Source organism: Micromonospora sp. NPDC047756 (genome assembly GCF_055587245.1).
In genome coordinates, this window is record NZ_JBVJGQ010000002.1 from 296,047 (window position 1) to 308,077 (window position 12,031).

Here is a 12,031-nt window from a genome sequence, read left to right on the forward strand (position 1 = left end):
CGAGGAGGAACTTCGCGATGCGCGTGACCATGACGCTGTCACTGCCGCGGCAGCCGACCTCGGTGACCCGTGCCCGCCACACGCTGGTGACCCTGCTGAGCCTCACCGAGGCCACCGAGGAGTCTCGTGGTCACCTCGCCGTGCTGATCACCGAGGCGTGCGCCAACGCGGTGATGCACGCCGACCGCGACAGCACCGTCGACATCACCATCGATATCGATGATCAGGTGTGCCTGCTCGAGGTCGGCAACCGCGGCAGCAGCCCCAACGGCGCTGGTCGTCTCGACGTCGGCCTCCCCGACCCGCTCACCGTCGGCGGCCGCGGGCTGCCCTTGATCGCCGCACTCGCCGACACGGCGGCCTTCGTCGCCGGGCCACCGGATCAGGTGCTGCTCCGCATGACCAAACACCTCGCCGACGCGGGGCCCCAGACGACCCGATGACCGGAAATGCCCCGCCCGGCCCCGCGTCCGTCACCAGTCGGTCGGTGCGATACGACGGCCACAGGGCGGGTCATCAGTTCACTGACGGCTCTCCTTGATCTTCGGCACCAGCGTGCCGTGGTCACAGCGTGCCTTGATCTCGCTCCGGTTGCCCGGGGACAGCAGCACCACCTGGATCTCCTTGGCCGGCCCGGGGTGGTAGTCCTTGAGGCGGTAGCCGGCGGCAGGAGCGACGTCCACGACGCGAGCCTGATCGCCGGTGCAGAGCACCGTCACCACACCACCGACTGCCCGCAGGGCTGTGCCTGGCCTAGGGGAGGTCGGCGGCGGCGCGGCACTGGTCGGGACCGTCGACTGCTCGGCACTGGGTGACGTCGTAGGGCCAGGACGGGCCGATGAGTCGGCGCTGGCGCTCGCCTCGACCGGCCCAGCCGGAGCGGCCACCGTGCGGCTCGGTCGAGATACCGGTGCCGGCTCCGCGGGCGTCCGCCGGGCAGCAGGTGTCTCGGTGGCAGACACATCGAGGGCAGCATCGGGCGGGGCGGCACCCTCACGTGTGGCGATCCCGCCCGATCCGCCGTCGACAGGTACGAACTGGGGGAGCAGAAGCGCAACCGTCCCTGCCGTCGCCAGGAGAACGGGGATCAACACCGCGTTCGGGATGCGGCGACGCCGACCGGAAGAGGGGCCGGCGGTAGGCGGGGCCGACACGGGCGGAACGGACGCCGACTGCGCCGCCTGCTTCACCCGGCGCTCGGCGTCATCGGCGAAACCGTGCAGGGCCGCGGCCACCTCCGCGGCGTCCGGTCGATCCGCCGGCTCCCGGGCGAGGCAACGGTCGAGCAGGCGGTGAACCTCCGGTGACACTCCCTCGACATCCGGCAGCGGTGCCGGATCGACGTACACGTGGGCGGTCAACATCTGCGTGGGGGTCTCCGCCGACCAGGGCAGCGCATTGGTCAGCGTTCGGTACAGCAACAGCCCGAGCGCGTAGACGTCGGAAGCGGGCAGGACGGTGCCACCGGCGAGCCGTTCGGGCGCGAGGTAGGCCGCGGTGCCCAACAGCTGTCCGTCCGCCTCCAGCTCCGGCCGACCGACAGTGGTGGCGATGCCGAAATCGACCACCTTCACACCGGCCGGCGTCAACATCACGTTGGACGGCTTGATGTCCCGGTGCACCAGCTTGCGTTCGTGCGCGGCGGCGAGCGCTTCGGCGACCTGCGCGCACGCCCGCATCGCGGCGGCCGGCGGCAGCGGACCGGCGGCCAGTCGCTCGGACAGGGCCTCGCCGGGCAGCAGTTCCATCACCACGTACGAGACCTGACGGCCGGCCGCGTCGGTGTGCTCGCCGTAGTCGTACACACTCGTCACGTGCGGGTGCCAGAGGCCCGCTGCGGCCCTGGCCTCTGCCTGGACGCGTTGCCGCGCCCCTCGGGCGGCGGCCTGCGCGCCGGCCAGGACCTTGACCGCCACCCCGCGTTCGAGGACGCGGTCCCACGCCCGCCAGACGACCGACATGCCGCCAGCGCCGAGACGGCTCTCGACCTGATACCTGCCGTCCAGCAGATCACCGACCATCACTGGGACAGCTTGCCAGAGTGGACTGTCGGCGGCAGGGCGACCTGGATCCATGCTGGTCAGAGGCGGCCACGCGCAGGGTCCCGTCGCTTGGGGCCACGGGCTGTCCGATCATCCGGGCGCGCTCCGATGGCCAGGCGGGCTGGCCCGGCGCCTCAGGAAGCGGTCGGCTCCCAGAGCAGGATCTCGCGGTGGTGACTGAGGCCGTTGCGCAGGTAGAAATCGACAGCGCGGCGGCTGGAGTGGACGGTCACGTGCAGCAACCCTCGCGCACGGGCCTCGGTCAGGATCGCGGTCACCAGAGCACCACCGATGCCGCGGTTGCGGTACTCCTCGCGGACCTCGACCGACTGGATGTCGCCGTACCGGCGATCCAGCGAGTCGTTGCTGGGTACTCGTTCTGCGACGTGGAGCCAGGCGACGCCGACGACGTGTCCGTCGATCTCGGCGACGAACGGCAGATGTGTGTCCCGGTGGGAGGCCACCCAGCCGGTGTACGCACTGAGTCTGCCCTCGTCGATGCCGCGTAGTTCCGCGAGCGCCGCCACGTCTGCCGCGCTGGCCCTCCGCACGATCACCCAGGGGAGTCTAGGCGAGCCGATCCCTGGCGGTGCCCCCAGTCGGCCCGACCAGCAGATCGGTGTGCGGTGGGGGACAATCGACTCATGTTTGTCATCAAGGAGCGGTTCTTCTCGATCGGCGACGACTTCGACGTGCTCGACGAGCACGGCACCAAGGTCTTCCACGTCGACGGCAAGGTGCTCAGCGTCCGCGACAAGGTCGTCATCGAGGACGCCACCGGCCGTGAGGTCGCCACGCTGCACCGGCACCTGGTGGCGCTGCGTCCCACGTACGAGATCCGTATCGGCGGCGAGAAGGCCGCCGAGGTCCGCAAGAAGCTGCTCACGCCGTTCCGTGACAAGTTCACCATCGACGTGCCGGGGCCCGATGACCTGGAGATGAAGGGTGACCTGCTCGATCACGAGTACGTGATCGAACGCGACGGCACCGAGGTGGCCTCGGTCTCCAAGCGGTGGCTGACGATCCGGGACACCTACGCCGTGCAGGTCACCGCCGGCGTGGACCCCCTGCTCATCATCGGTAGCGTCCTCGCGCTCGACCTGGCCATGACCCGTGACAAGAAGAAGAAGGCCGACGAGGACTGACCTCTGGGCGGCCATTGCGGTGCGCGGGGTCGGGCTCGTGGCCGGGAGTTATGACTGCTTCGCTGACACTCATCGGATATCCGTGGGGTGCTGACCGGCTTCCGCGCCATCGTGTCCGGGACAGATGCGTGGCGGATCACCAGCGGCGGGTGCGGCCCTGCCGTACAAGGGGTCGGACAGGACACCGCGCAGCGGCATCGACGCAGTCCCCGCCCGCATCGAGAACTGCGCGTCTGTCGTGCCGACCACGGTCTCGGTTGGCCGCCTGAGTCCCGAGACGTGGAGGAGTTGCTGGCGAGGCCCCTCCTGACCGGTCAACGGCCCATCAAAATCCGCGCAGCCTCTGCTACAACGACGGCGCACTCGTCGACGGGCGATCCGTGGCGGCGGAGCTGGAGATCGAGAAGCCCGCTCCACGAGATTGCGGAGCGATCGGCGGCCTTGACTCGCGCGGCTACCGCCAATGCAGCTCCCTCGGCTCGTACTGCGGGATCGTCGGCACTCGCGTTTGTCAGCCGGTACAACTTGATGAGGCGGACTGCCGAGGCGACGTCGGCGGCCGCACCGATGAACCGTTGGCGGGCCCTCATCGACTCCAGCGTCTGCCGCAACTCGCCCAACGGAACCTCGTCTGCCGTGAGTAGCCGATCCATCGGCCGCCACAGCTCGTCGACACCGTTCGGAACGAGTGGGCCGAAGATGTGCTCGGCGGCCATCCGGACCACCTCCCAACGGTAGGCCGCCGGCGGATGGGTACGGCTGGCGGTGACGAAGGTGGCCCCCTCGACGAGCTCGATGCAGGAGAACAGCAGACGGGCGCCGAGCAGCCGGCCGTACGCCTGAGACCTGCTGATGGGGGGGCCGGTGGCGTACGCCCCGGTCACGATTCGCAGGGCGAGCACGTCGGAGCTAATCTCGTCCCGCTGCCGCTGGTTATAGTCGCGGTCATCGCCATGGCCCAACAGCAGGTGGCTGACCTCGTGGGCGAGGACAAACACGTTGGCTGCTTGGGTGAGCTCACCCGTGGCCGCACCCTGGGTGGGCGTCGGCAGCGTCCCCTTGGGCGTCGCATGCCGCCGCAGCAGCCGATACTCGGCCAGCAGAAGTTCGAGAATTGCGGCCGCCTCACGCTCGGACTGCGCTGCCGACGCGGTCGTGTCCGGCATCGACACCGCGACGAACAGCTGCACGAGCTCGAAGACCGTCAGAAGCAGTCCGGTGTCGAACTGTATGAGACAGCTGCAGTCGGTGAAGTGCCGGACTCCGGCTGCGAACCCATCTAGGTCAAGCTCCACGATCTGTACCTGGTCGCTCAGCTCTGCCATCCGCTGCGCCATGGGCTCGTTCCCAGCCACCAACTCGAGCAGCCGCGGCCAGAACCGGCGCAACGAATCGGCCAGCCCAAACTCGGCGTATCCGGCTGTGTCGCCGACCAAGTCGGCCTCCTCCGGCCGGAATACCCAGCCTTCGGCGATCCGGGCCGTCAGATACTCGGTGCCACGGCGGGCCGCATCCTCGCCCGGCGAGAATCGCACCCAGGCGCGCCAGTATCGAAGCGCCTCTGACTCCTCGTTGGCCGACACCTTCTGACTGGGCTCCTACAATCACGATCGTGGCCGATTCAGGGTACATCTACGACGTGGCCGTCTCCTTCGCTGGCGAGCAACGCGACTACGTCGAAGCGTTCGTCCGCGAGTGCGAAGGCCGCGGCCTCAGGGTCTTCTACGACGCCGACACAACGATCAACTTCTGGGGTCGCAACCTCATCTTCGAATTCCGCCAGATGTACGGCGGTACGCAGCCGCGCTTCGTCGTACCGTTCATCTCGCAGGAGTATCTGGCCAAGCCGTACCCGATGGACGAGTTCGCCACTGCTGTCGAGCAGGGTCTCCACCGCACCGACGTGTACATCCTTCCGGTCGTCGTCGGCGACGTCAGCGTGCCACCCAAGCTGCTGAATCCGGCGGTTGGCTTCCTCCGGGCTGAAGATCACACGCCTGCCGAGCTCGCGGACAAGATGGTCACCAGGATCGGCCGAGCCCAGCCGCCGGTGGCGTCGCCGACGGTCGGGTCGTTCAGGCCGCCTCGGGTGGCACCCAAGGCCTTCGATGTGAGGGGAATACTTGAGGTGGCGTTGGAAACCGTCGGCACGCGGTTCCAGCAGGCGGCGGCGCCAGCCCTCGAACCGTACGGATTCACCTGTCTCGTCGTGCGGGACGCCGCCGGTGTCGATGTCCGGGTCGAGCACGGCAGCAAACCTGTGTGCGGCCTGAGCCTCTGGTTCGACGGTGACAACGTCTTCGGCGGCCCGCACCGACTGTTGACGAGTTTCGCCTGGCCGACGAACGATCGCCAACGTATGAACGGCTGGGTGTCGGTCGTATGGAACTCGGAGGATCCGTCGGCGGTGCTGAAGTTCGCTGACTTCAGCACGGTCGGCACAGAGCAAGTACTGACGATCGACCAGCTCGTAGCGGCGCTATGGGAAAAAATCATGAACTACATCGAGCAGCAGGTGCGCTGAATAGTCAGCCGGCATCACGCCATGCGATCGCTACGCAAACCGCTGACGATGACTCCGATGTCACGCACGGCACGGCCCCTCGACGCCGTCACCTTCGTCAACAACGCCGCCGCGATCTCGGCTGGAGAGTGCTCCTCGGCACGCAGATAACCGATCGCTGGGTTGAGCAACTCTTTCGGCACGCTGACGTCTCCGACGAGAACCGGAAGAATATAGTCGTCACCGCGCTCGAAGGCTGCGGATATCGCAGCTTCGAAGGCGTCGCGCGGCCGGATCTCGGCCATGTACTCCGTCGAGATGAACGGCACGAAATACAGCGCACTCTGGCCATACACGCGACGACCCTCGGCGATGAAGTTCTTGCCCCACCATTCGTACGTCATGTCCTTGTCGAAGAAGACCCGCAGCTCGAATGCCCGGGCGGCCGATACGACGAGCCGGACGTAGTCTGACTGCTGCTCCGTGCAGGACACCGCTACGTCGTACGCCTCGGTCTTCGCAGACTGTTGGCGTTGCATCGCGACCGCGACCGGCGCCGCGATGTCCTCCGGCATGCCGTCGTATTGCAGCGCGGCGGCGACGGTGCTGGCCTCGATGACCTGCTCAGAACCTGCGGTATCGGCCCAAATCTCGTACATTTCGGTCTGTCGGACCTGTTGCCACAGGCTCTCGGCCTTGGCGTCGAGCCACCGCCGGGCGAACCGGCGCAGCCGTCCCGGGTCAATCGGCGAGACATTGAGCCCCGCGCCGTCGAGCGCGGACCCGAGCGCGGTCAGGAGCTCGTCATCCGAGAACGTCTCACAATGCTGGACCAGGTCGTCAAGCTGCGGCAATGGCCCTCCCTGGCACGTGGTCGTCCAAGTTTATAGGCTGGGGCGATGCTGGAGGCGCAGCGCCGCTACGACCTGCTCGTGCAGCGCGCGACCCCGGACGTCGTCGCGGCGTCGATCGAGCACGCGCAGGCCCTTCACCTTAACGACCAGTCCAATCTCGACATCGCGGCCCAGTTCCAGGCCGCCGCCGAGGCGCTCGCCGAGGACGGCACGAACGCCGCCGGCCTCCGACGAGCCTGGGCGATGCTCCGGCGGCGGGTGCAGGACGACCAGGTGTCCACCCGTCTCGCGCTGATCTCCGATTCGCTCGTCCTGGGCGCCACCAGCGGAGGGGAGGTGTCCGCCGCAACCCTCGCCTTCCCTGACACGTCGTACCTGATCATGATGGACCACGGACTCGGCAACTTGACCTGGCTCATCGCGCAGGTGTATGTCGTCAGTCGACGTACACCGTTGCTGGGATATCCGCCTCCGGCAGACCCGGTTGACCCTACGGTCGCTGCGCAGACGGTCCGGCTGGCCATCTCGCGAATTTCCGGCGGGGGCCGGGCCGGCGTCAATCCTTCGCTGGTCCTCACCGGCGACGAACTGGCGCTGGCCGGAGCCCTTGTCAGCGAGATCGACATCTTCGTCGTCGCGCACGAAGCGGCCCACATTGTGCTGCGGCACTTCGATGACGACCGCGCCCCGCTCGGCGTCGTGGGGGGAGCGAACCGACTGCTGGGTCGTCGGGTGCAGGATGAAGCGGCGGCGGACCTGCTCGCGATCACCATGCAGTTCGACGACATTTTGTCCGCAGGTGAAGGCGACGACCGGATCATCACGCTGCGACTGACTGCGGTACGGCTATTTCTCGCCCTGCTGGAGTTGTACGAGCTGTCAATGTTTGTCGTTCAGCCCACGAGCCACCCACCTGCTGCGGCACGCTGGCAGACCATCGTGTCGCAGCGGCTCGCCCGCTGGTTCGACAACCTTCACGAACTGCAGTCGGCTGGCGGTGAGATGATTATGGCACTCACGGATCTGGACTCGACACCTCGGCTCACCGACGCCTCAGCTGTCCACAGTGGCTTGGGCGACCGGCTCGACCGGAGGCTGTGGAGCTTCTACGACTGGAGCCAGGTGGCAACCCTCGGGCACCGGCTGATTCCTACCCCCTCTGAAGCCCTGGAAGCTCTCGGCCGCTGGTCCGGCTGGGGTAAGGGCGCCGTGCTCGGAGCCGAGATCGGTGAACTCGTCGCCGAGGTCCTCGCCTGCGAAGCAGCACGCGAGATCATGCGAGCAGCGGCAACCGGCAGCGAGGTGGTCAGCCGGCTGGCCGCATCGACCGCTCTGACCGCTCACCTGGACGCCGTCCGCAGCGGCGTGGGTGGCGATACTGAACGCTTCCCCAGTTGGGCAGTCGCGGCACTCGCCCTCACCGCCATTGCGGCGACGATCTCCGATCGGAAGCCGACGATCCCGTAGCGGAGAGGTCATCATCGCCTGCGCGTCTGCGCGGTGCTCGCCGAGCCTCCTCTTGGTGGGTCATCATGGTCGCGTGTCAGACACAGAGGAGGGCTCGCCATACGGTTCCCCTAGCGGATGTGCGAGCCGGGCTCCCCGCGTCTTCGTCTGCTATGCCCACGACACGCCAGGGCACAAACTCAACGTCCGCGGTTTCGCCGAGTTCCTCGTCGCCCATGGCGTCGATGTGCACATGGACGTCTGGTACGAGGGCAAGCGCCGGTTTTGGCAGGACTGGGCTACCCGGCAGATTTCCGAAGCCGATTTCGTCCTGCTGATCGCCTCGCCCCTGTGCCGGCGGATCGGAGACGGGGACTTTCCGGCCCACGAGCGCCGGGGGTTGCGCTCAGAGTTGAACATTCTCAAGGAGCTGTACCATGGCCATCCGGATGTCTGGCCGGAGCGTGTCCTGCCCGTCGTGCTGCCCGGATCGGCGGTCGCTGACCTCCCCATATTCGTGCAGCCGTTTATGGCGGACCATTACCTTATTGACGCCCTCACCATCGAGGGCACAGGAAACCTACTGCGTCACCTGTTCCGGCAGCCGATGGCGGAGCGGCCGCCCTTGGGTCCGGCGCCGCACCTGAGCTCTGAGCCCTCGGTCTATCAGCCGGATCCGCCCGTGCCCGAGCGCTCCGAGGGGTCCGATGCCACCTCGGTGGCCCAGCGCGCGCTTACCGCCTCGGCTCGTCTGCGATCGCGTCTCGAGGCTGAGGAGGTGGCTTACGACATCAAGCGCGCGGACGTCGTGGCGGACGTGCTGGCCGCCCTCGGCCCCGACGGCCGCAGCGAGGCGCGCATCGTGCCGGTACGCGGTGTGCCGGGTGCAGGCAAGACCGTCGTCGTCGGCCAGATCGCCGCTGCCCTCGCCGACCGGCATGACCCGGCCGTGCTGATCGTGGCCTGTGAACTGACATGGGGTACCCCTCGAGACGCCGATGACTTTGATCTGGCGTTCGGTCGCGTACTCGCGGTCGATTCGCCGCTAACCGCAGTGATCGCGGCGATTCGGGCGCAGGACCGGCAGGTGACGCTCATCTTGGACACACTCGACTGTGTCCTCGACTGGGCCACCCGCTCGGCTCTGGTTGAGGTGATGCTCCGGGTCCACCTGGCCGGCGCTGACATCATCTACACCTGCCGGCTGCACGACCACAACGTCTTGCTGAAGACCGACCGGCAGTTGGGTCCTATCGCCCCGTACGTCAGCGCGCCGGTGGACGTCCCCAATCTAACGCCCGACCAGGTGACTGAGCTGACGATCGCCTTCCTTCAGCAGAAGGGCATCGACCCACCCGGAGGGCGAAAGCCGTTCGCCCGGCAGGTAAACCATCTCGCCGCCGGGGAGAAGCGGCTGGCGGAAATCGTGGCGAACCCTCTCCTTCTGGTCATGCTGTGTCAGCTCTTTGCGCCTACCGGTACGGTGCCGCCCGATCTCACGACCGCTCGGCTGTGCGTGGCGTACTGCGAGGAACGGGTTAGTCGAAGCCGAAAGTATCCGGAGGACAAGGCGCTCCTGCGCGGCAAACACCGGATCTGGCAGCTGATGGCGGGCCTGCTCTGGGAGTCCTCCGGAGACCTGCTGACACTCGACGTCCCCCAGTTCGACCTGATCGCCGAGCCCAACGACGACAGAGCTTACGAGGACCTGTGCAGCGAGGGCTTCATCGTGCCCAAGAGCCTCGACGGCGGCCGAGTGGGCCTGCTACACCAGATCATCACCGAATACAGCATCGCCATCTACCTGCGTGATCATGGTGGCAATGCGCTTGAAGCCCTGCTCCGGGAAATGAAGGAGAACCCGGATCGCCGGTTGTGGGCGTGGCAGATCGTGCGACATCTAATAGCCATAGCGGACGGTGCGGGTGCCAGGAAACTGCTGGCCCAGCTAGACCTGCGGCAACTCCCCGCGTACCGCGCGGCGGTGCTCGGTGCCGCCAGCGAATGGCGACCGGGCCTGCTGCTGGAGTTGGCGGACAACCCGGCCTCAGTCGACTATCTCTGCGAGGCGACCCTCTCTGTGCCCGACGAGGCACTCGGCGAGGCTCTGCGTGCCTTGGCTCGGGCGGTGGAGACCAGCCGCGCTGATGCCGCCGGCGCTTTCCGGCAGGCGGGAAAACTTATCGCCCGCAGCCCGGTGCCCATGCCCGACGAGACCGTCGTCCTACTGTCGTTCATCGCCGTCCTGCAGAGGGAGTCCACCGAAGCACGCCGCTTGGCCGATGACTTGATTAGTCACCTGCTCGACCCTCTTGTCGCCCATGCCATCCGGCTTCCTCCGCCGGCGCTCGCCGCCGCGGGCGCATTGGTTGCGAAGGCCGGCGCCAACGCCGCGATGTCGGTCGTCCGTCTGCACGAGGTGCCAGGGACGCCTGCCGAGGCGCAACGAGACCTCTGCGGACGGCTTCTGCTGCACAATCGGGCCGACACCTTCAAGGAGCAAGCCGCGGGCTTCATCGCCCGTGTCGCACCGTGGCGTGCTCAGGACGAGGAGACCACCTACGGCGACCTAGTGCGTTTCCTCGAGGGGAGCAACGCCCGTTCGGGCAAGCTGCGAGCCGCGGCTGTCGCCCTTGCGGCGATGCAGAAGAGTGAGCTCGCCTCCTCTCTGGTCAACGCGCTACTGGACGGCTCGGCCAGCCGGACCGCGGAGCGCCTACTCATCTGCCTGCAGGAGGTGGTCAAGGGCGGAGCGGCCGCCTTCGTGGCCGACGCGTTGACGGCCCGCGATGTGCCGTCCGATCCGGGAGGCCGGGGACGGGCGGTCGGCTTGTCGAAGACGTTCGCGGCACAGCCGCCAGAAGTGCGGACCAAAATCGCCGACTGGTTGCGGCCAGCCTTCGAGGCCGGGGACAGCGGCGCCACCGATGCGTATCTTCGGCTGGTCCGTGACGACGAGCAGTGCCTGCACGCCGCCCTGCCACGCCTGTTGAGCATGCCGGAAACGCAGGCACAGCGGGTTATGGCGAATCTGCTGCGGGAGCTCACCGGTGCCGAGACGGCCACCTTGCACGCCGTGCTGACGCAGGTCAATGGGTCTGAGTCGGCGGCGGGAACATTCCGCGCCCGGCTCGTCGCCAAGATGGCCGAGACCGACGAGCACGCGCGCTTCGAGCTAATCAAGCTGGCGGCGGACCCGTCGCGTTTGACCTCCGCGCAGGCGATCTCGCATCTGCTGATCGCCGCCCGCGCCCGCAAACCGTGGCTGACCGCGCGCCGGCTGGTCTCTTTCGCGAAGAGCGAGCGGGAGTGGTCCTGGCTGGGGATTCTCCAGGTCACCGCGGTCCTCATACGGGCGAGCCGCGACGAACACATCGACGAAGTGGTCGTGGCCTGGCTGGAAGCCGCGCACCGCCAGCACCGGTCGGATCGGCCCGTCCGCCCGGCAAAGGCCGAGTCCCTGCTGGAGCTCGCCCACGCCTACCTGCGCGACGGTGCGGGGCGCGGCGGTGAGGCCCTCGCCGCAGTGTGCGAAGTCGTGGATGACATCCTGCCCGCCGCGTCGCGCGACCCTGCCGTTCTCAAGGGATTGCTGGCTTTGATAAAGACCGGCGCGCGCCACCCAGATCACCGCTTCCGATCATGGTGTGCCGAACGCCTGCTGCGATTGTTAGGGGACGCCGATCTGGCGACGGCCAGCGACGGCCCGGCCTTTGCCCGCGAGGCCCTCGGCTGTCTCATCGACCGCGAACACCTCACGCTCGTCGCCGTGGTCGACGCGGCTCGCCGGTGGCCGGTGGCGAACCTCGTCATGCTGATCGACGTGGTCGTACGTCACGAACTGACCGGTAAGGACTCACCCCTGCTGGCCGAGATCATGAAGTGGTCTCCCGCCGAGGCGGTGAAAGAAGCCGTGTGGAAGTACCGAATGTGAGCAGCTACCCCATCTGAATGACACCCGCCGCCAAGTCAGAAAAGGCTCAGATCACGTACAGCTCATTTCACGGAGCCACCCACGAATCTCATCCGCAAGCGAAACAG

Annotated in this window: 9 protein-coding genes; 5 read left to right on the forward strand and 4 right to left on the reverse strand. The window is 67.4% G+C overall.

Annotated elements, in window-relative coordinates; all coding sequences use genetic code 11:
- Window positions 1-17 precede the first annotated feature (17 nt).
- Window positions 18-443: an ATP-binding protein gene (locus ACZ6NZ_RS06520; RefSeq protein WP_465856376.1), complete on the forward strand. Its 426-nt coding sequence runs from the start codon at window positions 18-20 to the stop codon at window positions 441-443.
- 78 nt (window positions 444-521) lie between these two features.
- Here the strand turns inward: ACZ6NZ_RS06520 and ACZ6NZ_RS06525 are convergent, their stop codons facing one another.
- Entirely contained in the window at window positions 522-2,021 is a 1,500-nt protein-coding gene (locus ACZ6NZ_RS06525) for a serine/threonine-protein kinase (protein ID WP_465856378.1), read from the reverse strand.
- A gap of 155 nt (window positions 2,022-2,176) precedes the next feature.
- Window positions 2,177-2,599 (reverse strand): GNAT family N-acetyltransferase, encoded by a 423-nt coding sequence (locus ACZ6NZ_RS06530; RefSeq protein ID WP_465856380.1) that lies wholly within the window; start codon window positions 2,597-2,599, stop codon window positions 2,177-2,179.
- A gap of 87 nt (window positions 2,600-2,686) precedes the next feature.
- On the opposite strand from ACZ6NZ_RS06530, the gene ACZ6NZ_RS06535 reads away from it, so the two are divergent.
- Window positions 2,687-3,187 (forward strand): LURP-one-related/scramblase family protein, encoded by a 501-nt coding sequence (locus ACZ6NZ_RS06535; RefSeq protein WP_366608468.1) that lies wholly within the window; start codon window positions 2,687-2,689, stop codon window positions 3,185-3,187.
- Window positions 3,188-3,501: 314 nt separating this feature from the next.
- On the opposite strand, the gene ACZ6NZ_RS06540 is transcribed toward ACZ6NZ_RS06535, so the two are convergent.
- Window positions 3,502-4,770: a M48 family metalloprotease gene (locus tag ACZ6NZ_RS06540; protein WP_465856382.1), complete on the reverse strand. Its 1,269-nt coding sequence runs from the start codon at window positions 4,768-4,770 to the stop codon at window positions 3,502-3,504.
- A 29-nt stretch (window positions 4,771-4,799) separates the two neighbouring features.
- Between ACZ6NZ_RS06540 and ACZ6NZ_RS06545 the strand changes: the two genes are divergently transcribed.
- Window positions 4,800-5,711, forward strand: a complete 912-nt coding sequence (locus ACZ6NZ_RS06545) for a TIR domain-containing protein (protein ID WP_465856384.1) — start codon at window positions 4,800-4,802, stop codon at window positions 5,709-5,711.
- A 14-nt stretch (window positions 5,712-5,725) separates the two neighbouring features.
- Here ACZ6NZ_RS06545 and ACZ6NZ_RS06550 read toward each other — a convergent pair whose 3' ends face one another.
- A complete protein-coding gene (locus ACZ6NZ_RS06550) occupies window positions 5,726-6,544 on the reverse strand; it encodes a hypothetical protein (protein ID WP_465856386.1) in 819 nt (272 codons plus the stop codon).
- 45 nt (window positions 6,545-6,589) lie between these two features.
- Between ACZ6NZ_RS06550 and ACZ6NZ_RS06555 the strand changes: the two genes are divergently transcribed.
- On the forward strand, window positions 6,590-8,011 hold the full coding sequence (locus ACZ6NZ_RS06555) for a M48 family metalloprotease (protein ID WP_465856388.1): 1,422 nt from the start codon (window positions 6,590-6,592) through the stop codon (window positions 8,009-8,011).
- Between the two features lie 73 nt (window positions 8,012-8,084).
- On the forward strand, window positions 8,085-11,924 hold the full coding sequence (locus ACZ6NZ_RS06560; protein WP_465856390.1) for an SEFIR domain-containing protein: 3,840 nt from the start codon (window positions 8,085-8,087) through the stop codon (window positions 11,922-11,924).
- The last annotated feature ends 107 nt before the right edge of the window (window positions 11,925-12,031 follow it).

Coding starts and splice junctions, on each gene's coding strand:
- ACZ6NZ_RS06520 (WP_465856376.1), top strand. CDS start 18: ATGCGCGTGACCATGACGCTGTCACTGCCGCGGCAGCCGACCTCGGTG.
- ACZ6NZ_RS06525 (WP_465856378.1), bottom strand. CDS start 2,021: ATGGTCGGTGATCTGCTGGACGGCAGGTATCAGGTCGAGAGCCGTCTC.
- ACZ6NZ_RS06535 (WP_366608468.1), top strand. CDS start 2,687: ATGTTTGTCATCAAGGAGCGGTTCTTCTCGATCGGCGACGACTTCGAC.
- ACZ6NZ_RS06555 (WP_465856388.1), top strand. CDS start 6,590: ATGCTGGAGGCGCAGCGCCGCTACGACCTGCTCGTGCAGCGCGCGACC.